General features: G+C 69.9%; 23 protein-coding genes. 9 read left to right on the top strand and 14 right to left on the bottom strand.

The genetic code is table 11. From position 1 onward, the window contains the following. Positions 1-8 precede the first annotated feature (8 nt). A complete protein-coding gene (locus tag AB0J90_RS32440) occupies positions 9-764 on the bottom strand; it encodes a DUF4245 domain-containing protein (RefSeq protein ID WP_363602501.1) in 756 nt (251 codons plus the stop codon). A gap of 80 nt (positions 765-844) precedes the next feature. Here AB0J90_RS32440 and glpX point away from each other — a divergent pair, with 80 nt between their 5' ends. Further along, the gene (gene glpX / locus AB0J90_RS32435; RefSeq protein WP_363602496.1) at positions 845-1,876 is read left to right on the top strand and encodes a class II fructose-bisphosphatase; all 1,032 of its coding nucleotides are present in this window, start codon (positions 845-847) and stop codon (positions 1,874-1,876) included. Next, positions 1,873-2,850, top strand: a complete 978-nt coding sequence (locus tag AB0J90_RS32430; RefSeq protein WP_363602492.1) for a DMT family transporter — start codon at positions 1,873-1,875, stop codon at positions 2,848-2,850. The genes glpX and AB0J90_RS32430 overlap by 4 nt, the downstream gene beginning before the upstream one ends. On the opposite strand, the gene AB0J90_RS32425 is transcribed toward AB0J90_RS32430, so the two are convergent. Beyond that, the gene (locus AB0J90_RS32425; protein WP_363602490.1) at positions 2,847-3,770 is read right to left on the bottom strand and encodes an NAD-dependent epimerase/dehydratase family protein; all 924 of its coding nucleotides are present in this window, start codon (positions 3,768-3,770) and stop codon (positions 2,847-2,849) included. The genes AB0J90_RS32430 and AB0J90_RS32425 overlap by 4 nt on opposite strands. A gap of 142 nt (positions 3,771-3,912) precedes the next feature. Between AB0J90_RS32425 and AB0J90_RS32420 the strand changes: the two genes are divergently transcribed. Beyond that, positions 3,913-4,641 carry a TetR/AcrR family transcriptional regulator gene (locus tag AB0J90_RS32420; protein WP_363602488.1) on the top strand — a complete coding sequence of 243 codons (729 nt, stop codon included), beginning with the start codon at positions 3,913-3,915 and terminating at the stop codon, positions 4,639-4,641. Positions 4,642-4,669: 28 nt separating this feature from the next. Here AB0J90_RS32420 and AB0J90_RS32415 read toward each other — a convergent pair whose 3' ends face one another. From AB0J90_RS32415 to AB0J90_RS32390, 6 genes are all read right to left on the bottom strand, one after another. After that, positions 4,670-5,638: an NAD(P)/FAD-dependent oxidoreductase gene (locus AB0J90_RS32415; RefSeq protein WP_363602486.1), complete on the bottom strand. Its 969-nt coding sequence runs from the start codon at positions 5,636-5,638 to the stop codon at positions 4,670-4,672. Between the two features lie 135 nt (positions 5,639-5,773). After that, a complete protein-coding gene (locus tag AB0J90_RS32410; RefSeq protein WP_363602484.1) occupies positions 5,774-6,424 on the bottom strand; it encodes a rhomboid family intramembrane serine protease in 651 nt (216 codons plus the stop codon). 165 nt (positions 6,425-6,589) lie between these two features. Then, positions 6,590-7,264 (bottom strand): lytic transglycosylase domain-containing protein, encoded by a 675-nt coding sequence (locus tag AB0J90_RS32405; RefSeq protein WP_363602482.1) that lies wholly within the window; start codon positions 7,262-7,264, stop codon positions 6,590-6,592. Positions 7,265-7,551: 287 nt separating this feature from the next. Beyond that, positions 7,552-8,964 (bottom strand): PhoH family protein, encoded by a 1,413-nt coding sequence (locus AB0J90_RS32400; RefSeq protein WP_363602480.1) that lies wholly within the window; start codon positions 8,962-8,964, stop codon positions 7,552-7,554. 490 nt (positions 8,965-9,454) lie between these two features. Beyond that, the gene (locus AB0J90_RS32395) at positions 9,455-9,790 is read right to left on the bottom strand and encodes a hypothetical protein (protein WP_363602478.1); all 336 of its coding nucleotides are present in this window, start codon (positions 9,788-9,790) and stop codon (positions 9,455-9,457) included. Between the two features lie 31 nt (positions 9,791-9,821). Beyond that, the gene (locus AB0J90_RS32390; protein WP_326562592.1) at positions 9,822-10,166 is read right to left on the bottom strand and encodes a hypothetical protein; all 345 of its coding nucleotides are present in this window, start codon (positions 10,164-10,166) and stop codon (positions 9,822-9,824) included. Positions 10,167-10,430: 264 nt separating this feature from the next. Between AB0J90_RS32390 and AB0J90_RS32385 the strand changes: the two genes are divergently transcribed. The 3 genes from AB0J90_RS32385 to otsB all read left to right on the top strand — a co-directional run bounded on the left by AB0J90_RS32385 (position 10,431) and on the right by otsB (position 12,276). Further along, positions 10,431-10,871, top strand: coding sequence for an XRE family transcriptional regulator (locus AB0J90_RS32385; protein ID WP_363602476.1), 441 nt, complete (start codon positions 10,431-10,433; stop codon positions 10,869-10,871). Positions 10,872-11,032: 161 nt separating this feature from the next. Next, positions 11,033-11,398 (top strand): hypothetical protein, encoded by a 366-nt coding sequence (locus AB0J90_RS32380; protein WP_326562590.1) that lies wholly within the window; start codon positions 11,033-11,035, stop codon positions 11,396-11,398. Positions 11,399-11,451: 53 nt separating this feature from the next. Continuing rightward, positions 11,452-12,276: a trehalose-phosphatase gene (otsB, locus tag AB0J90_RS32375; RefSeq protein ID WP_363602474.1), complete on the top strand. Its 825-nt coding sequence runs from the start codon at positions 11,452-11,454 to the stop codon at positions 12,274-12,276. 176 nt (positions 12,277-12,452) lie between these two features. On the opposite strand, the gene AB0J90_RS32370 is transcribed toward otsB, so the two are convergent. The 4 genes from AB0J90_RS32370 to AB0J90_RS32355 form a co-directional block, all read right to left on the bottom strand. Further along, a complete protein-coding gene (locus AB0J90_RS32370; RefSeq protein ID WP_363602472.1) occupies positions 12,453-13,223 on the bottom strand; it encodes an isoprenyl transferase in 771 nt (256 codons plus the stop codon). 45 nt (positions 13,224-13,268) lie between these two features. Then, positions 13,269-14,393, bottom strand: a complete 1,125-nt coding sequence (locus AB0J90_RS32365) for a geranylgeranyl reductase family protein (protein ID WP_363602530.1) — start codon at positions 14,391-14,393, stop codon at positions 13,269-13,271. Positions 14,394-14,395: 2 nt separating this feature from the next. Then, positions 14,396-14,587, bottom strand: coding sequence for a hypothetical protein (locus tag AB0J90_RS32360; RefSeq protein WP_363602470.1), 192 nt, complete (start codon positions 14,585-14,587; stop codon positions 14,396-14,398). Positions 14,588-14,660: 73 nt separating this feature from the next. Further along, positions 14,661-16,502 carry a phosphoenolpyruvate carboxykinase (GTP) gene (locus tag AB0J90_RS32355; RefSeq protein ID WP_363602468.1) on the bottom strand — a complete coding sequence of 614 codons (1,842 nt, stop codon included), beginning with the start codon at positions 16,500-16,502 and terminating at the stop codon, positions 14,661-14,663. Positions 16,503-16,989: 487 nt separating this feature from the next. On the opposite strand from AB0J90_RS32355, the gene AB0J90_RS32350 reads away from it, so the two are divergent. The 3 genes from AB0J90_RS32350 (at position 16,990) to AB0J90_RS32340 (ending at position 18,843) form a co-directional block, all read left to right on the top strand. Then, entirely contained in the window at positions 16,990-17,532 is a 543-nt protein-coding gene (locus AB0J90_RS32350) for a GtrA family protein (protein WP_363602465.1), read from the top strand. Positions 17,533-17,599: 67 nt separating this feature from the next. Continuing rightward, positions 17,600-18,271, top strand: coding sequence for a GtrA family protein (locus tag AB0J90_RS32345; RefSeq protein WP_363602463.1), 672 nt, complete (start codon positions 17,600-17,602; stop codon positions 18,269-18,271). Between the two features lie 14 nt (positions 18,272-18,285). Continuing rightward, positions 18,286-18,843 (top strand): MaoC/PaaZ C-terminal domain-containing protein, encoded by a 558-nt coding sequence (locus AB0J90_RS32340; protein WP_363602461.1) that lies wholly within the window; start codon positions 18,286-18,288, stop codon positions 18,841-18,843. 41 nt (positions 18,844-18,884) lie between these two features. Here the strand turns inward: AB0J90_RS32340 and AB0J90_RS32335 are convergent, their stop codons facing one another. Continuing rightward, the gene (locus AB0J90_RS32335; protein WP_363602458.1) at positions 18,885-19,454 is read right to left on the bottom strand and encodes a PH domain-containing protein; all 570 of its coding nucleotides are present in this window, start codon (positions 19,452-19,454) and stop codon (positions 18,885-18,887) included. A gap of 139 nt (positions 19,455-19,593) precedes the next feature. Next, on the bottom strand, positions 19,594-20,481 hold the full coding sequence (locus tag AB0J90_RS32330; RefSeq protein ID WP_363602456.1) for a biotin--[acetyl-CoA-carboxylase] ligase: 888 nt from the start codon (positions 20,479-20,481) through the stop codon (positions 19,594-19,596). Between the last annotated feature and the right edge of the window lie 122 nt (positions 20,482-20,603).

Raw genomic sequence — 20,603 nt, 5'->3', positions numbered from 1 at the left:
CAACCGGCCTAGCGCAGTGACCCGGCCAGGTCGCGCAGCTCGCTCTCCCGGGCCGAACCGACCACGATCACCGTACGTCCCGGTTCCATCAGCACCAGGGCCCGCTCACCCGCCCGAGCCGTGTACGTCAGCCAGCTCCGCCCGGCGACATCGGCCGGGCCCTGCGGCTGGCCCTGGTCGGTCAGCTCCACCGGCAGCAACCGCTCGGCCGGTACGTTGCTCTGCACCAGCTGGACGCCGCCGCCGTTTGGGCTCAGGTAGCCCAGTCGCAGGGTCACGGCACCGTCCGGCCGCTGGAGGGTCGCGGTGATACTCCGCCACCCCTCGGCCAGCCCGGCCGGCTCGCTGACCGGGAAGGCGTTGATCGACCGGGCCTGGGCGACGGTCGGCGACGGGTCGATCTCGGCCGCCTGGTCACCACCGAGGAAGACCCGGTAGAACCCGATCAGCAACGCGATCGGGATCAGGAGCACGAGCAGCGACATCGCCATGTCCTTGGGCGAGCGCTCGGAACGGGTGGCGGTCGCCACAACCTCTTCCGTGGCGACGTCGTCCGGATCGGCCCGATACTGGTCACTCGGAGTGCGGTCACTTGACCCGAGCCGGCCCGGCGCGCGGTCACTCTGGGTACGGTCGGTCGGGGTGCCGTCGAACGAGTCACGGTCGGTAGGCGCAGCGGAGTCCACGTACCCATCTTGGCAGCCGCTCCGGCTGCCGCGACCTGGACCACCCGCGCCCCGAACCTGATCAACGTTCGGAACCATGCCAGGATCTATGACATGGCCGGCGGCAGGCTCGGCCTTCCGCCGGTTCACCCCGCACCGTCGCGAGGAGGAGCCCCGCCATGACCGTCACCAGGACTCGAATCCCCCAGGACCTGGACCGCAACCTTGCCCTGGACCTGGTCCGGGTGACCGAGGCCGCGGCCATGGCCGCCGGTCGCTGGGTCGGCCGCGGCGACAAGGAGGGCGGCGACGGCGCGGCTGTCGACGCCATGCGCAAGCTGATCAACTCGATCCCGATGCGCGGTGTGGTGGTGATCGGTGAGGGCGAGAAGGACAATGCGCCCATGCTATTCAACGGCGAGGTGGTCGGCGACGGAACCGGCCCCGAGGTCGACGTGGCGGTCGACCCGGTGGACGGCACCACGCTGATGAGCAAGGGCATGCCGAACGCGCTGGCCGTACTCGCGGTCGCCGAGCGGGGCGCCATGTTCGACCCGAGCGCCGTCTTCTACATGGAGAAGATCGCGGTCGGCCCGGCGTACGCCGACGTGATCGACATCAACGCCGGGGTGGCCGACAACCTGCGCCGGATCGCCGAGATCAAGGACACCGAGGTGTCCGACGTCACGGTCTGCGTACTCGACCGGCCCCGGCACGACGGGCTGATCCGGGAGATCCGGCGGGTCGGTGCCGGCATCCGGTTCATCTCCGACGGCGACATCGCCGGTGCGATCGCCGCCGCCCGGGGCGAGTCCGGTGTCGACGTGCTGATGGGCATCGGCGGCACCCCGGAGGGCATCACCGCCGCCTGCGCGCTCAAGTGCATGGGCGGGGCGATGCAGGCCAAGCTCTGGCCCCGCGACGAGGAGGAGCGGGCGAAGGCGCTGGCCGCCGGGCACGACCTCGACCGGGTGCTGTTCACCGACGACCTCGTCACCGGCGACAACTGCTTCTTCGTCGCAACCGGGGTCACCTCCGGCGACCTGCTGCGCGGGGTCAGCTACCGCTCGGGTGGGGCGTACACGCAGTCGATCGTGATGCGCTCCAAGAGCGGCACGATCCGCGTGATCGACTCCTACCACCGGCTGGAGAAGCTCAACCTCTACTCGGCCGTCGACTACGACGGCCGCCCGCTGGCCGAGCAGGAATGAGCCTGCTCGAGACGCGTACCGTCGCACAACCCGCTCCCGACACCCGCCGCCGGGCGGGCGCCGTCGGGCTCGCCGTCGTCTCCGGCGGCGCGGTCGCCGTGCAGTCACGGATCAACGGCGAACTCGGCGTACGGCTGCACGACGGCATCGCCGCCGCGGTGGTTTCGTTCGGCCTCGGGCTGATCGCGCTCGTCCTGCTGGTCTTCGGCAGCCGCGCCGGACGCCGACACCTCGGTGTGTTCCGTTCCGCCCTGCGCGACGGCTCGCTGCGGCCGTGGCAGTGCCTCGGCGGGGCCTGCGGCGCGTTCATGGTGGCCAACCAGGGACTGACCGTCGGCCGGCTCGGGGTGGCGATCTTCACCGTCGCCGTGGTCGCCGGCCAGTCGGCGAGCAGTCTGGTGGTCGACCGGGCCGGGATCGGACCGGCCGGGCGGCAACTGGTCACCCCGGCCCGGTTGGCCGGTGCGGCGCTCACCGTACCGGCGGTGTTCCTCGCGGTCGGTGACCGCCCGGACGACCCGGCCGGGCTGGTCCTGGCCCTGCTGCCGCTCCTGGCCGGGCTCGGCCTGGCCTGGCAGCAGGCGGTCAACGGCCGGGTACGGGCCGCCTCCGGCAGCGTGCTGACCGCGACGTTCGTCAACTTCGCGGTCGGCGCGGCGGCCCTGCTCGCCGCGTTCGCGGTCAGCCTCGTGTTCCGGGGCTGGCCGTCCGGCTCGCTGCCCGCCGAGCCGTGGCTGTACCTCGGCGGGCCGATCGGGATCCTGTTCATCGCGATCGCCGCCACCCTGGTCCGGTTCACCGGGGTGCTGCTGCTCAGCCTGGCGACGATCGCGGGGCAGGTGGTCGGCGCGGTCCTGATCGACCTCGCCGCACCCGGCGACGCCGCCCGACCGGGACCGTTCACCCTGCTCGGAGCGGCCCTCACCCTGTTCGCGGTGGTTGTCGCCGGCCGCCGCGACAAGGCCGCCGCCTAGGCACGCCGGGCGTGGGCGATCGTCTCGGTGAGGGTGTCGTCGAGCGGGGTGGGGGCGATCCCGAACAGGGCGGTGGCGGCCGTGGAGTCCAGCACGAACGGTCGCTGGAACTGGTACAGGACCTCGCGCATCTCGCGCACGGTCGGGTCGAACAGACCACCGAGCCAGAGCACCGGTGCCGGCATCCGGGCCAGCCGTGGGGCGGGCGCTCCGGCGAGAGCGGCAAGCCGGGCGGCGACCTGCCGGATCGACACGGCGGGCACGCTCGGCACGTGCCAGGCCCCACCCCAGGCCCGCTCGTCGTCGGCCGCGGCGACCAGCGTACGGGCGACGTCACCGACGTACGTCCAGGTGTGCGGGGCGTCGAGGTCACCCGGTACGACCGCCCGCCGTCCGGCCAGCACCTTCGGCACCATCACGATGGTGAGCGTGGACTGCGCGCCCGCGCCGAGGTAGTCGGAGCCGCGTACCTCGGTGGCCCTGATCCGGCCGGCCCGGTGCGCCTCCAGCGCCTGCTGCCACATCCGCACCCGTACGCCGCCCTTGACGCTGTTCGGCCGTAGCGGCGTGGCCTCGGTCATCGGGCCGTCGACCGAGCCGTAGCCGTACAGGTTGCCGACGGTGGCGAGGACCGCACCGGAGTGTTCCGCCGCCCGCAGCAGTGCGTCGGCGAGCGGTGGCCAGTCGGTGGCCCAGCGGTGGTACGCCGGATTGGCGCAGTTGTAGAGCGCGGTCGCCCCGGTGGCGAGTTGGGTGAGCCGGTCCGCGTCGGTCGCGTCGGCGGCGACGCGTTCGATCGCCGGGTGCTCGGGGCCGGTGCCCCGGCGGGTGAGCAGGCGAACGCGTTCGCCCCGCTCGGCGAGGAGGGTGGCGGCGGCGGAGCCGACCGGACCGGCACCGACGATCACGTGAACCGACATGTTTGGCACGCCTTCCAGATCAGGGATTCTTTTGGAGAGCACTGCTCTCTCTGTTCGATGCAGCCTGGCAGGGCCCAACGCGTCCGTCAAGAGCGCTGCTCTCTTTTTTGATGACTGATCTCGAATGTGGCACGCTGGCACCATGACCGCACCTTCGATCCGAGCCCGGGTACGCGCCGAGCTGACCGAGGAGATCAAGTCGGTGGCCCGGCGGCACCTTGCCACCGACGGCGCCAACCTCTCGCTCCGCGCCGTCGCCCGCGAGTTGGGCCTGGTCTCCTCCGCGCTCTACCGGTACTTCGCCAGCCGCGACGAGCTGCTCACCGCGTTGATCGTGGACGCGTACCGCGCTCTGGGCGATGCCGCCGAGGCGGCCGACGCGACCGCGACCGACACCGACCTGCGCGGCCGTTGGCTCGCCGTCTGCCACGCCGTCCGGCAGTGGGCACTGCACCACCCGGCCGAGTACGCCCTGATCTACGGCAGCCCGGTGCCCGGCTACGTCGCCCCGGCGGACACCACCGCGTCCGCGCAACGGGTGGTGCTGACCCTCGGCGGCATCCTGCTCGACGCTGCCCGCACCGGCCGGCTCACCCCGCCACCGACGTCCGCACCCCCGCCCCCGGTACGCGCGGACCTGGCCCGGCTGATCGCCCAATACCCCGACGCCGCCGATCAGGGCGGACGGGCCGCCGGATCGCACGATGCGCTCACCGAGGAGCAGCTTGCCCGCGGCCTCGCCGGCTGGAGTCAACTCTTCGGACTGGTCAGTTTCGAGATCTTCGGTCGCCTCGAACAGGTCGTCGACCAGCGTGAGCTCTACTTCGACCACCAGATGCGGCTGATGGCCGACCTCGCCGGCCTCCCCTGATCCCACCCGGTCCGGTACGCCCGCAGGGTCAGCCCGCGTCTGAGGAGTGACCGGGGAACAGGTGGGCGGCGGGGTCGATCACCACGGCGGCGTTGTTGACCGCGGTGGCCGCCTCGCCGAACCCGGTGGCGATCAGCCGGACCTTGCCCGGATATTCGGTGATGTCACCGGCGGCGAAGACCCTCGGCAGGTTGGTCGACATGGTGCTGTCGACCAGGATGTGCCGCTTGTCGAGCGCCAGTCCCCACTCGGCCAGCGGACCGAGGTCGGCGGTGAAGCCGAGCGCGGCGACGACGGTGTTCACCGGCACCGTCTCCGCGACGCCGCCCTTGACCACGATGTCCGCGCCGGTGACCGTGCCGTCGCCGTGGAGCCTGGTCACCTCGGCGTTGACGACGATCCGGACCGGCAGCTTGCGTACCCGCTCCACGGTCGCGGCGTGCGCCCGGAACTTCTCCCGCCGGTGCACCAGGGTGACCGACGCGGCCAGTGGCGCCAGTGCCTGTGCCCAGTCGAAGGCCGAGTCCCCGCCACCGATGATCAATACGTCGTGGCCGGCCAGGTCGGCCAGGTGCGGTACGAAGAACACGATGCCGCCGCCGACGAAGCTGTCCGCCGCCGGCAGCGGTCGGGGGGTGAAGCTGCCCAGCCCGCCGGTGATCAGGACCGATCCGCAGTGCAGGGCGGTGCCGTCACTCAGGCTCAACACCGGCCGGTCCGCCTGGTACGAGAGCTTCTCGGCCCGTACGCCGAGCAGGTACTCGGGGCCGAACGCGGCGGCCTGCACCACCAGGTTCGACACCAGGTCCCGACCCTTGATCGCCGGGAAGCCCGCCACGTCGTAGATGACCTTCTCCGGGTACATGGCGGTCACCTGCCCGCCGGGCTCGGGCAGCGCATCGACGAGGGCGACGGACAGGCCTCGGAATCCGGCGTAGTAGGCGGCGAAGAGGCCGGTCGGACCAGCCCCGATTATGGCGACATCGACCTCACGCATGTGCTCACCGTCGCCTTCCGCCTACGGATCAACAGCTGCTGATTTCGACCGTAGGTGGCCGGATGAGGACTAGGCAAGACACTTCCATGGTCAATGTGGCCGGCGGCGGCCCCGACGAGCAGGGAAGATCTCCGGTCAGGGATAGCTCAGCGTCGACTCGGAGGAGTAGGCGTCCCGTTGCGGGCGGCGTCGGAACAGGATCGCCGCCACCAGCCCGCCGATCAGCCCGAACAGGTGCCCCTGCCAGGAGATCGGCTCGTCGGTCGGCAGTACGCCGAACAGTTGCCCGCCGTAGAGGAGCCCGACCAGCAGCACCACCGCGAAGTTCCACCAACTCCGCTCCACGATGCCGCGCATGAGCAGCAGTCCCAGGTAGCCGAAGATGATCCCGCTGGCGCCCACCACGACCGAGTTCGCCGAGCCCGTGAACCACACCCCGAGCCCGCTGACGAACATGATCACGAGGGTGGAGTAGAGGAAACGGCGGGCTCCGGCGGCGAGCACGAACGTACCGAGCAGGATCAGCGGGACGCTGTTGCTGTAGAGGTGGTTGAAGCCGTGGTGCAGGAACGGCGCGAAGAAGACGCCGTCCAGGCCGTCGATCCGGTGCGGGATGATCCCGGCCGTCGCGTCCAGTCCCGCGCCCAGCCAGTAGTCGATCCCCTCGATGGCGAAGAGCACCGGCACGACCGCGCACATGGCCACGAACGCCTTGCCGAGGGAGGCGTAGAAGGCGTCGGTGCCGAACCGGTACGGGTCTCCGCCGCTACGGGAATCGAATGTCACCCTCAAGTAGCTATCAGCTATTGCCGACAACCGCCACCCGACTCGGCACGTCCGGCACCGCTCCCACGGCCAGCCGACGTGAATCTCCCGGTCCGCCCGGAAACAGACGGAAGGGGTACGGGCGCTCGCCCGTACCCCTTCGACGTCGCTGCGGTTCTCCAGTGCTCAGTAGTAGCCCTTGCTCTGGAAGAACGACCACGCCCCGCAGGGCGTCTTGTACCGACTCTTGACGTAGCCCAGCCCCCACTTGATCTGCGTGGCGGCGCTGTTCTGCCAGTCCGCACCGGCGCTGCTCATCTTGCTGCCGGGCTTTGCCTGCGGGATGCCGTACGCGCCCGAGGGGTTGCTCGCCTTGGGGTTCCAGCCGCTCTCCTTGGTCCAGAGCTTCTCCAGGCAGGGCATCTCGGCCAGCGGGAACCCGGCTTCCAGCATCAGCGCGCAGCCGATCGCGCGGTTGCCGCTGTACTCGTTGCACGAGTCCGGGATCGGACCCTCGTACGGCTTGACCGGCGCGTTGGCCGCCTTGGCTTCCCGCTTCTTCCGGTCGGCCGCCGCGTCGGCCTTGCGCGCCCGCTCGGCGGCTGCCTTCGCGGTTTCGGCGGCCTTGCGGGTGGCTTCCCGCTCGGCGGCCAACTGGGCGGCCATCGCCTGCTTGTGCGCGGCGTTGCGCTCACGCAACAGGTCGAACTCCGCGCGCTCCGCGTCGGCGATGAGTTGGGCGTTGATGCCGACCTGCTGGGTTTCCCGGTCCTGGCCCAGGAAATATCCGCCGGTGACGCCCACCACCAGCAGTGAGACCGCGAGTGTCCGGACGCCGAAGCGGCTCCACAGCCGACTCACGAAGTGATCCCTTCGTCGGGGACAAGGACTGGCGCGAACCGGCCCGGCGGCCGGCACGTACGCGCCGCGAGCACCCAGATCCGGCGGATCTCCGGGCCGGACGACTCGTGATCATCCGTACCGTTTGCCCCTGGTATACCGATCTTCACCGATGTCCGTGGGGCAGGAGTTGCTCGAAGCACACCATTGCGCACAGTGAGTCGGCTGGGAAACCAACAAGCACGATTGTGACCTGGACCACTCAAATAATAGCCTTAAACCAGGTCAAAGGCCCCAACGCATCGCCGCTACAACGGGATGTCCTCCAGCAGATCGGTGACCACTTCCGCGATCGGGGACCGTTCCGACCGGGTCAGCGTGACGTGCGCGAAGAGCGGATGCCCCTTCAGCGCCTCGATCACCGCCGTGACCCCGTCGTGCCGGCCGACCCGGAGGTTGTCGCGCTGGGCGACGTCGTGGGTGAGCACCACCCTGGATCCCTGGCCCACCCGCGACAGCACGGTGAGCAGGACCCCACGCTCCAGCGACTGCGCCTCGTCCACGATGACGAAGGCGTCGTGCAGGCTCCGACCCCGGATGTGGGTCAGCGGGAGCACCTCGAGCATCCCGCGGGCGAGCACCTCGTCCATGACGTTGTCGTGCACCACCGCGCCGAGCGTGTCGAAGACCGCCTGCGCCCACGGCGACATCTTCTCCGACTCCGACCCCGGCAGGTAGCCCAACTCCTGGCCACCGACCGCGTAGAGCGGGCGGAACACGATCACCTTCTTGTGTCGGCGGCGTTCCATCACCGCCTCCAGCCCGGCACAGAGCGCCAGGGCGGACTTGCCGGTGCCGGCCCGGCCACCAAGCGAGATGATCCCGATCGACTCGTCGAGCAGCAGGTCCAGCGCGATCCGCTGCTCCGCCGAGCGGCCGCGCAACCCGAACGCCTCCCGGTCGCCGCGGACCAGCCGTACGGTCTTGTCCGGGGCGGTCCGGCCGAGTGCCGAGCCCCGGGGCGAGTGCAGCACCAGACCGGTGTGGCACGGCATCCCGGCCGCCTCGTCCAGGTCCAGCGGCTCACCCGCGTACAGCTGGTTTATCTGCTCCTCCCCCAGCTCCAGCTCGGTCATGCCGGTCCAGGTCGGGTCGCTGGCCTGGCCGTGCCGGTACTCGTCGGCGGTCAGGCCGACCGAGGCGGCCTTGACCCGCAGCGGCATGTCCTTGCTGACCAGGATGACCTCGCGGCCCTCGGCGGCCAGGTTGAGCGCGACCGAGAGGATCCGGGTGTCGTTTGACTCGTTGCGGAAACCGGGCGGCAGCACCGAGTCGTCGGCGTGGTTCAGCTCGACCCGCAGCGTGCCGCCTGCGTCGTTGGTCGGCACCGGCTGGTCCAGCCGGCCGTGCTTGATCCGTAGTTCGTCGAGCATGCGCAGGGCCTGACGGGCGAACCAGCCCAGCTCCGGATGGTGTCGTTTCCCCTCCAGCTCGGAGATCACCACGAGCGGGAGCACGACCTCGTGCTCGGCGAACCGGTGGAAAGCCGCCGGGTCGGAGAGCAACACCGAGGTGTCCAGAACGTAGGCGCGGCCGGTTGGTGCGGGCTCCAGACCGGCGGCCGGGGCCGTGGTGGCCCTCCGTCCGCCCTTTGCACGGCCGGTCGCGGGAGTCGCGCCCGGGTCCTGGTCGGCCCTGGAGTTGGTACGGCGAGTCGTCACAGGCTGCTCCGGCGGGCGTGCACCCGGTCCACCCGCGTTCCGCCTCGTCCGGTGCCCGGAACCACGGGGTCGGATGCGGGCCCCATGGATCAGTACTCAGAGTCCGGGCCGGCCGGCTGGCGTGGGAGGACCCCTCGCCATGCCTAGACGCTAGCTGCCGGACGCCGACGCGGCTAGGGCATACGGAATGCATCTCGCCATAGCCCGCTCGCCGCCCGTCCACGCCGCTCGCGGTCACTCGTGAGTGCCGGTAACAGCAGGTAAGCGCCCTGGGGCGGAGGCGGCGGCCCGCGCCGGTGCTACCCGCCGGGCCGGGAGTCCGATCAACCCCCGGCCCGGCGGTACGGAGACCGGCCGGGATGCATGCCCCCTGCGCGCACCCCGGCCGGTGGGATCACCGTCACCGGTCTGACGTGATCCCGACGGTGCGTGTCCGCCGCGGACGACGCACCGTGATCGCGGGTGACCGCTCACCCCACCGCACCGCCGGCTAAGCGTTCCGGCCGGCGTACGCGTCGGTGGAGTGCCGTCCGCCGTTGGTTGCGGTCCCCGCGAAAGAAGAACCCGTGTACGTCGTGCCCTGGTCCCCGGCGGCGGGGTCCGGAGCGGCTGCGGTACCGGTCGGCGGACCGGCCAGTACCGAGGCGATGGCGGCCTGGGCTTCCCGCCGACGGCGGTTCCAGGCCCCCCGGTCGCCGTCGAAGTAACCCTGGCGGTAACCGAACCGGTAGCCGATCCGGTAGCTGAGCTGGCCGTGCAGGCGCCCCGCGGCGTAACTGGACGAACCAAGCAGGAGTACGAGGAAAACCGCGAAGAAGGGGCTCATCGGGCCACCCCGGCCGGTACGTGTCGCCCGTTCATGAGTCCTCCGACTCGGTCGGGGTGGGATCGGCGATGAGCAGCCGATCGAGATCGTCCGTACTCACCTCTTCGACCAGCTCGACACTGATCCGGCAGCCGTCGAGCACGATCTCGGCGACGGAGGCCCGACGGATCTCCCCGCCCGCGTCGTAGACCCGCACGCTCAGCTCGGGGCAGCCCAGGTGCGTACGCCACGAGTTCCACTCGGCCCGGTCGCCGACGTTCAGCGACAGGTAACGACAACCCCGGGCCAGATAGAGGCGCCACGGGGCACTGAGCCCGGCGGCCACCCCGTCGGCGATCAACCCGAATGCCTGGGCACGGGTTGCGAGTTCGGTCACCGAATCCCTCCTGTCACGAGGAAGTGACCCACGTGAGCACAGATGGTCTCAAGCACGTGACACACGTTAGATCGTCCCACGTACGTGACAGTATCATCTTTTCGTCTGATTACCCCCAGACCCGCGTACCACTAGTCTGACCACGTGATACCCCTCAACACGAGCACGAAGTCGTTTACCGGGATCCCCACCCAAGTGTCACGTGCACGGCACGAAAGCACATCGGCCCCGGCAGAATCCGACGACTGGCCGTACCGTCACCGCGTGCCGGACAGTGCCCACGGGCGCAAGATCGCCTTCGCCGCCTTCGTACGCAAGGCCCTCGACGACGCCCGCGCCACCCGCGCGTGGTCCGGCACGGAGGTCTCCCGGCGTACCGGCGTCTCCCGCCAGACCATCAACCGATGGGTACGCGGCGAGTGGGCCAGCGACCCGGAGGCCGAACGCGTCGTCGCGTTCTGTGAAGGACTCGGCATTCCCGCGACCACCGCCTTCGGGGTGCTCGGCTGGGACCGGGCCACCTCAGGACGACCCGCACCGAGCGCTCCGCCGATGGACCCGGACGTCGAAGCGCTGCTCCGCCGACTGGTAGATCCAAATGTCTCCGAGGCGGAGAAATTTCACATCAGAGAGACAATCAGATATCTGGCTTACCGGCCCACCTTGCCAGGAGATGTCCGAAAAGGAGGTAAGCGAGCAGGCTAGTTCCTCAAATGGCGCAAGAATCTACATGCTTCTCATGCGTACCGCACCAGCACCTGAACACGCGCGCTAACGTGCCTTTTCGTACTGCTTGGGCTCGTCGTCGGCGGGGGGACGGGACAAAGCCGAACCCAGCCCTGCGGGACAGAAGGAGGGGTCTAGCCATGACCCTGAAATGGATGGCAGTCATGGTCGCGGCGGTGTCAGTGACACTGTGCGTGACCGCCAATGTCGTGCTCGGCACGGTCAACGGCGCGGAGCTTCCGGTAGTGGTGAACATGATCGCTCTCACCGCCACCGGGGTCGCGACCGTTCTTGCCGTCGTCGCCGATCTGCACGAACGACTCAACGAGCGAGTCACCGCGCTCACCGAATTCCTCATCGCCCGCCTGAACGAACTCGACAGCCATGCGGGCGACCGCAACACCGGGTTCGTCGAGGGCTACCTGCTCAGCCACCCCGACCCGTCGGTGGTGCCGATCGGGCCACGGATGCACAGCCGCCGCGCCATGCTCGGAGGCGACGACTGAAGGTTCAGCTGGACTCCATCTAAGACCGTAACGACCGGGGTACGCTGACGCCCGTGCGGCCGATCAACACGGGCAATCAGCGCCCGACCCGTCCCCTCACTGCGGAACAGGCCTGGCAGGCCACCACTGACCGGGCCGGGCAGTGTGCGCTCTTCTTCGACTTCGACGGCACGCTCGCCCCGGTCCAGGACGACCCGACCGCGGTCCAGCCGGCACCGAAGGTCCTCGCGGCCCTCGACGCCCTGGCCGGCATGGTGCAGCGGGTGGCGATCGTCTCGGCCCGTCCGGTCGAGTTCCTCCGCGACCACTTCAACGGGCTGGCCGAGGTCGACCTCTACGGGCTCTACGGGCTGGAACACAGCCACGGGTCCGGCGAGACGGTGACCGAACCGACCGCGCTGCCCTGGGTGCCGACCATGGCCGAACTGGCCCAGCAGGCCCGCGACGAGCTACCCGGCGGCACCCTGGTCGAGTACAAGCGGCTCTCCGTCGCCCTGCACTACCGCACCGCGCCGCAGCTGGGCCGGGCCATCGAGTCCTGGGGCCGGGAGCAGGCCGAGCGCCGCGGCCTGCGGGTGCAGGTCGGGCGGATGGTCATCGAGATCAAGCCCCCGGTCGACCGCGACAAGGGCATGGTCATCGGGGAAGCCGTACAGGGTGCCGGCTGTGCCTGGTACTTCGGCGACGACGTCTCCGACATCAAGGCCTTCGCCGCGTTGCGGGCCCGCGAGGAAACCCACCCCGACTTCTTCGGCGTGTGCGTGGCGGTCGCGAACCCCGAGACCGGCGAGGAGGTCGCCACGGCCGCGGACCTCACCATCGACTCTCCCGAGGCCCTCGGCGACTTCCTCACCGAGGCCGTCCACCGCTTCAACTGACCCCACCCACCCCACCCCACCACTCACGTGGTTCCGCGGCCCCTCTTGTAGAGAAGCGGCCCCTCTTGTAGAGAAAGAGTGGCTATCCCAGCGCGGTTTCGCACTCTTTCACTACAAGAGCGGACCGAGGATGGGTACGGAGCGGGGGCGAGGGGTGGGTGCCCGGGGGGGGCGGGCTAGACGCCGTAGCGGCGTTGGCGGCTGGCGTACGAGCGCAGGGCGCGGAGGAAGTCGACGTGGCGGAAGTCGGGCCAGTTGGCGTCGCAGAAGTAGAACTCGGAATGGGCCGACTGCCAGAGCAGGAAGCCGGACAGGCGCTGCTCCCCGCTGGTACGGATGACCAGGTCAGGGTCGGGCTGGCCGCGGGTGTAGAGGTGCTCGGCGATGTGCTCGACGTCGAGGACCTCGGCTAGTTCCTCGATGGTCCCGCCGGCCGCGGCGTGCTCGTAGAGCAGCGACCGTACGGCGTCGGCGATCTCGCGGCGGCCGCCGTACCCGACCGCGATGTTCACCTGGGCACCACCGGCCCGTTCCTGGGTACGCTCCTCGGCGGCCTTCAGCGCGCTAGCGGTTTGTGCCGGTAGCAGGTCGAGTGCGCCGACCATCCGTAGCCGCCACGGATTGCCCTCTTCGGCGAGTTCGACGACCAGGTCTTCGATGATCTGGAGCAGCGGGTCCAGCTCACTCGCGGGCCGGCGCAGGTTGTCGGTGGCGAGCAGATAGAGCGTGACGTGCCCGATGTCGGCCTGGTCGCACCACTCCAGGACATGTTTGATCTTGGCGGCACCAACCCGGTGGCCGTCGTTCGGGTCGACGTAGCCCATCTCGCGGGCCCATCTTCGGTTGCCGTCACACATCACGCCGACGTGCTGGGGCACGGGCTTACCGGCCAGCTTCGCCGCCAACCGCCGTTCGTACGCTGAGTAGACCAGGTCCCGCAGAGTCATCCCCTGCAGACTAACGACCTAAATCCCGGGGCGAGCCGGGGGCGCCTATCCCCGGGCGGCGAGTCCGCGTCCGATCTTCCGCATGGTGCGCAGGTCGAGCAGCCCGTCACCGAGCCCCAACTCGACCATCACCCCGAAGACTCGCCGGTCACGCTGCGCCGCGCGGATGGCCGCGTCGACCACCAGCCGGTGCCGGGCCAGCCGCGCGACCGCCGAACTGTGCCTCAGGTGCCGGCCGAGACGGCGCCGCAGCGCCTGGGCGTACCGGTCGGCGGCGTGGCGCGGGGAGCGGGCCGCGGCCGTACCGGCGAGGGCACCGGAGAGGACGGCGTAGAAGATGCCCTCCCCGGTGAACGGGTTGACCAGGGAGAGCGCGTCACCGGCGAGCACTATCCGGTCCCGGCCGGGCGCCGGTCGGCGGGTGGACAGCGGCAGGTGGTGGGCACGCAGGTCGGTCACGGATTCGGCCGCCAGGTCGGGCAGCAGGGTGTGCAGGCCGTCGAGCAGGCGGGACCGGCTGACCGGGGTACCGCGCAGGACCTCGCCGTACCCGACGTTGGCCCGGCCGTCGCCGATCGGGAACGACCAGGCGTAGGCCGGCCACTCGGTGCCGGAAGTGATGATCTGCTGCTCGAGCGGGCCGTCGGCGGCCGGGGCGTAGCCCCGGATGGCGATGGCCAGGTGGCCGTCGGGGTTGTTGCCGTGGCCGAGCGCACGGCGGACCACGGAACCGGCGCCGTCGGCGCCGACCACCGCCCGCCCCGCCAGCATCCGGTCCAGCACCACCCGGTCGGGCCGGCTCTCGATCCGGCGTACGGTGTGCCGGCGCAGTTCCGCACCGGCGGCAACCGCGGCGGCGACCAGACGGGCGTCGAAGACCCGCCGAGGCACCGTGTACGCGGGCCGGGGCAGCGGTCGGGCGACCTGACCCCCGCCCGGCGCGACCATCCGCAGCGCCGGCACCGCCGCGAAGCCGGCGACCGCGTCCCGGACCCCCAAATCGGCGAGTACGTCCAGCGTGTGGGCGGCGATTCCGTCCCCGCACGCCTTGTCCCGGGGAAAGTCGGAGCGGTCCAGCAGGAGCACGCTCGCCCCGGCCCGGCGGGCGGCCAGCGCGGCGCTCGCCCCGGCCGGCCCGGCACCGACCACCACGACGTCGTAGCAGTCCATGGTCACCGCAGTGCTCCGGCGGTCGTCGCGCACCCGATCGGACCGGCGGTCGGTGCGTACCCGGTCGGAGCGGCGGTCGGTGCGTACCCGACCGGACCGGCGGTCGTCGCGTAGCCGGTCGGAGCGGCGGTCGGCGCGACGGCGGGTGGGCAGCGGGACGGCCGCCGAGCACTGGTCCCGGCGGCCGTTGTCATGCTGCTGATGATGCCCGCTTCCGGGCGGGACGGATAGCTTGTCCCGCCTCGGCCGGCGTGTCCTTTTTTCGGCTCAGGCAGGCTGCTCGGCGTCCAGGCGAGCCCGCAGCGCGTCCAGTTCGGCCCAGAGCACACCCGGCAGCTTGTCGCCGAACTTCTCGAACCACTCGTTGATCATGGGCAGCTCGTCGCGCCATTCGTCCACGTCGACCTTCAGCGCGATCCGGACATCCTCCGGGGTGAGCCCCAGACCCTCGACGTCGAGCGCGTCCTGCGCCGGCACCATGCCGATCGGCGTCTCGACGGCGGCCCCGCGGCCCTCGATCCGCTCGACGATCCACTTGATCACCCGCGAGTTCTCACCGAACCCGGGCCAGAGGAAGTTGCCGTCCTGGTCCTTGCGGAACCAGTTGACGTAGTACACCTTCGGCAGCTTGGCCGCGTCACCGTCGGTGCCCTTGCCCATCTCGATCCAGTGTCCGAAGTAGTCGCCCGCGTTGTAACCGATGAACGGCAGCATCGCCATCGGGTCGCGGCGGACCACACCCACCTGGCCGGCTGCCGCGGCGGTCGTCTCCGAGGAGAGCGTCGCTCCCATGTAGACACCGTGGACCCAGTCCCGGGCCTCGGTGATCAGCGGAATCGTGTCCTTGCGCCGGCCGCCGAAGAGGATCGCGTCGATCGGCACCCCGTTCGGGTCGTTGAACTCGTCCGCGACGATCGGGCACTGGGCCAGCGGCGTACAGAACCGCGAGTTCGGGTGCGAGCTCAGTTCACCGTTGTCCGGCGTCCAGTCCTTGCCCTTCCAGTCGATCAGGTGCGCCGGCGGCTCACCCATCCCCTCCCACCAGACGTCGCCGTCGTCGGTACGCCCCACGTTGGTGAAGATGGAGTTGCCCCGGTCGAGGGTGCGCATGGCGTTGGGGTTGGTCTTCCAGTCGGTGCCCGGCGCCACCCCGAACAGACCGAACTCGGGATTGACCGCGTACAGGCGGCCGTCCTGGCCGAACCGCATCCAGGCGATGTCGTCACCGATGGTCTCGACCTTCCAACCCGGAATGGTCGGCTCCAGCATGGCGAGGTTGGTCTTCCCGCAGGCGGACGGGAACGCACCCGCGATGTAGTGCACCTTCCCCTCCGGGGAGGTGACCTTCATGATCAGCATGTGCTCGGCCAGCCAGCCCTCGTCGCGAGCCATCACACTGGCGATCCGCAGCGAGTAGCACTTCTTGCCCAGCAGCGAGTTACCGCCGTAACCGGACCCGTACGACCAGATCTCGCGGGACTCCGGGAAGTGCGAGATGTACTTGGTGTCGTTGCACGGCCAGATCGAGTCCTGCTGACCGGGTGCGAGCGGGGCACCGAGCGAGTGCAGTGCGGGTACGAAGTTGGCGTTCTTGCCCATCGCCTCCAGTACCGTCGCACCCATCCGGGTCATGATGCGCATGGACGCGACCACGTACGCGCTGTCGGTGATTTCCACGCCGTACATGGGGTCTTCCGCCTCCAGCGGGCCCATGCAGAACGGGATGACGTACATCGTCCGGCCACGCATTGATCCGCGGTAGAGGTCCGTCATCAGCCGTTTCATCTCGGCCGGCGCCATCCAGTTGTTGGTGGGGCCGGCGTCTGCCTCGTCGACCGAACAGATGTAGGTACGGTCTTCGACCCGCGCCACATCGGAGGGATCCGTACGCGCCCAGAACGAGTTGGGCTTGCGCTCCGGATTGAGCCGGACCAGCGTGCCTGCCTGCACCAACTCTTCGGTGAGCCGTTGCCACTCCGCCTCGGAGCCGTCCACCCAGACCACACGTTCGGGTTGGGTTAGCTCGGCGACTTCTTTGACCCAGGCGAGCAGCTTCGAGTGGGACGTAGGAGCTTGATCGAGCCCCCGGATGGTTGCCGGAGCAGACATGACGAATCTCCTTGTGGTCGACGCTGACCGATATGAGGGGTGAAGCAACACCCGGCGGGCTGGAGATGCTCGCCGGTGTAAAAGCCTGGGATTTCCACCAGCCTAAACCGAATAGCCGATCGGGGCAGCGGGACCGGTTGTGAAGAACTGCACAAGATACGGTGGTTTTGCGGTAAGGCGAGCAATCTCCCGCTCCCACGCGCAGTTTCACGCAAATCTTTGCGAGCGCTCCCGCGCGGCAGCGACCCGACGTGCCGCCGGATGTGTCGTCGGATGTGCCGCGCGACGATTTGCGGAGGGCGCGAGAACCGCACCCGGCCGAGGCGCTTGTATCCCAGCCGTACCAGGCGGCCGTCTGTGTCCCGCTGTCACCGTTGGGTGACAGTGGACCCGTTGCGGTGCAGCGGTTTCCGCTTGTCCGGCGCGCCCGGGGACGACTCGCGGTAGCCGGGAGTCAGGGCGGCCCCGGAGCCGGTAGGCTCGACACGTGTCAGCGACCGTAACCGGCGACCAGCCCTCTTCCCCGGGCACCCGGCAGGGCCTATTCCGCACCCTCCTCAACCGGTTCGGCCATCTCGTCCGCGAGTTGGGCAAATTCGGTCTGGTCGGTGGGGTCGCGTTCGCCGTGGACCTGGCGGTGTTCAACGTCGCCCGGCAGGCCTGGGAGATGGAGACACTGAGCGCGAAGACGGTCTCCACCGTCGTCGCCGCGACGATCGCGTTCGTCGGGAACCGGTTCTGGACCTGGCGGCATCGGGAACGCACCGGCATGGCCCGCGAGTACGGGCTTTACTTCTTCTTCAACACGGTTGGTCTGGGCATCGCCCTGGCCTGCCTGGGGATCAGCCACTACGCCCTCGGCAGCATCTGGCCAGGCGTCTTCAAGTCGCTGCTCGCCGACAACATCGCCGCGAACCTGGTCGGTGCCGCACTGGGCACTCTGTTCCGGTTCTGGTCTTATCGGCGGTTTGTCTTTGTTGGTCCGGCAGCACAGGATGCTCCGGACGTAATTACCAAGAGTGACAAGTAGCGTGACCTGGCGCCCACCTGCGCGCCGACCGCTGCCGGTCGGAGTTGTCCTGCCCTAAGGTGTCCAAATGCGTCTTGTCCGGCTGCTCCCCGACCGTTGGCAGAAGTTCGCCCGCGAAGCCGCGAAGTTCGGCATCGTGGGCGGATTGAACACCATAGTCAACTTCGCGGTGTTCAACGCGCTGGTGCTGACGGTCTTCGTGAACGGGCAGCTCAAGGCAACGGTCATCGCCACCGTTATCGCGGCGACCAGCTCATATCTGATGAACCGGTACTGGACCTACCGGGACCGCCCGAAGTCGGCGATGCGCCGCGAATACCTCCTGTTCTTCCTGTTCAACACCACCGGGCTCGCCATCGAACTCGGGGCGGTGGCGGCGGCAAAGTACGGCCTGGGCATCCACGGGCTGCTCGCGCTGAACATCGCCAAGGTCGTCGGGGTGGGCGTGGCGACGGTGTTCCGCTTCTGGTCGTACCGGACCTTCGTCTTCCAGCCGGTGGCGACGCACGACGGCGGACACGACCACACCGCGGACGGGCTGGTCGAACTCGACCCGGTGGCCGAACTGGCCGAGGCGGTCACCGAGTTGGAGGAGTCGTCCCACCGGGCGCCGGACGGCCACACCAACGGCAAGATTCCGGCGGTCGAGCAGGACCTGCTCGGGGTCAAGGACGACCTGGCGGCCGAGTTCGCCGACGAATTGCGAGCCGCTGCCGTCCACCGTCCCACCGCGCACTGAACGACCCGACCGCGGTGACCGACAGCAGCACCGCACGGACCGGACAGTCGGTGCGATCCGGCACCGGCGCCCCGGCCGACCTCTTCTTCGAGGACCTGACCCCCGGTCGGACCTTCGACCTCGGCGTGACCCGCGTCGACGAGGCCGAGATGCTCGCCTTCGCGGAACGCTTCGACCCGCAGTGGTACCACCTCGACGCCGAACTCGCACGGGAGAGTCACTACGGCACGAGGATCGCCAGCGGCTTCTTCACGGTGAGCCTGTTCATGCGCGCGTACGTCGACCACGTGCTGTCCCGTACCGCCGCCGACGCCTCGCCCGGGCTGGAGGAACTGCGCTGGCTCGCCCCGGTACGGGCCGGTGACCGGCTCGCCACCCGACTCGACGTGATCGGCCGCAAGCACTCCATCGCCCGGCCCGGGCTCGGTACGGTCACCCTGAACGCCACCATGTTCCGGCTGGACGATGACGACCAGCCGGAACAAGAGGTGCTGCGGACCAGGTTCCGCGGCTGGTTCGCACTACGCGAGCCGGCCGTCCCGTCCGGCGACGGTGACGACACCGGGTTCTGACACCCGGTGCCGGCGATCCGTCCGAAACGGCGCGAGCCAGGTCAGGGCTTCTCGCGCAGCGGCTTGCCCTCGCTGACGTCGGCGAGCACCTCACGCAGCTCGCCCTCGCCGAGCGAGTGCTTGTCGTGGTCCGCCTCGACCAGTTCGTAGAGCCGGGTCTGCACGTGGCTGACCTGCGGAATGTCGGTGAGTACCGTCTGTCCGCGCTCGCCGGCCGACTCGATGGTCAGCGTGCCGCAGCCGAGCAGCCGCTCGACGAAGTGCTGGTTCATCGTGTGGTCGTTCACCCGGCCGAGCGGGATGTCCCGCCGGTCCAGGTGGAAGACACCCTGTTGCAGCACCACCCGCTCGTTGGTGAACAGGTAGTGGGTGGCCCGCCAGACCAGGAACGGCCAGAGGCTGAGCCAGAGCACGGCCACCAGACCGATCGCCGCAATCACGTACAGGCCGATCGTGCCGCCGTTGCCGTCGGGCAGCAGCACGGCCCCGGCGATCACCGCGGCGATGGCGAGCACCAGCACCAGTACCGGCCGGATCAGGGCCTTCCAGTGCGGATGCAGGTGCAGCACGACGTGCTCGTCCGCGGTGAGCACATCTTCGGGGAAAGCCACGCAAACCTCCTGGGATACGTCAGTGTTCGCGCTGACCGTAGCGGCTCCGGGTTACCGGGCGCGTCACCTGATCGTCGACACTCCCCCGATGTGACACGGCGGTGGTTCCGCCCTGGTTGTCCGACTCGACCCTCGATGATCAGCGCAGGTGCAGCACGTCACCGGCCGCCACCCGGTGCTCACCGTCGGCTGCCTGGACGACCAGCCGGCCCTCCGGATCGACGGTGCTCGCCGAGCCGACCAACTCGTCGCCGGCCGGGAGCAGCACCCGTACCCGCTGGCCGACCGTGGCGCTGTGGCCCAGGTAGGCGGCCCGCAGGCCGGACGCCTCGGCGTCACCGCCGGCCGAGCGCCAACGCCCGTACCAGTCGGCCAGGCCGCGCAGCAGCGCCCGGAGCAACGGATCGCGGTCGACCACCGCCGCGCCGGCCAGCCGCAACGAGGTGGCCACCAGGCCCGTCGGATTGGTCGGCAGCTCGTCGGCCCGCAGCGTCACGTTCAGCCCGATCCCCACCACCACCGCGGGCGGCTCGCCCAGCGTCGCGCCCGGCACCGACTCGGCCAGGATGCCGGCGCCCTTCGCCGCCCCGAGCAGCAGGTCGTTCGGCCATTTCAGGCCGACCGCCAGTTCGTCGGGCAGCTCACCGATCCGGGTCACCGCCTCCACCAGGGCCACCCCGGCGAGCAGCGGCAACCAGCCGTACGCCGCCGGGCTGACACCCGGCCAGCCACGGTCGGCGACCGGCACACCCGGCCGGAGCAGGACGCTGGTCGCGATTCCGGCCCGGGGCGGCGACTGCCAGCTCCGTCCCCGGCGGCCGCGCCCGGCGGTCTGCACCTCGGCCACCACCGCCAGCCCCTCCGGCTCGCCCGCGGTCGCCGCGGCGACTGCGTCGGCGTTGGTGGAACCAGTCTCGGCGCGCAGGTCCAGCCGGGTCCAGAAGCCGTCCGGGGTGACCAGCGCCCGCCGCAGCCCGCGGGCGTCGAGCGGGGGACGGTCAAGATCGGTGTACGGAGAGCCCGGCATCAGCCCAGCCTACGGCCGCCCCCAGGCGAGTGAGGCCAAGCCCACCCCGGCGGCCGGCGACGGGCTGGCGGGCGCATCGTTACGATCCAGAACTGGGCGTACGTGAAGAGCAGCGCCGGGCG

This window comes from Micromonospora sp. NPDC049523, assembly GCF_040676775.1.
In the GTDB taxonomy this organism is placed as follows: Bacteria; Actinomycetota; Actinomycetes; order Mycobacteriales; family Micromonosporaceae; genus Micromonospora_G.
Note: the sequence above shows the minus strand (reverse complement) of the source record. Positions and strands in the feature narration are given on the sequence as shown.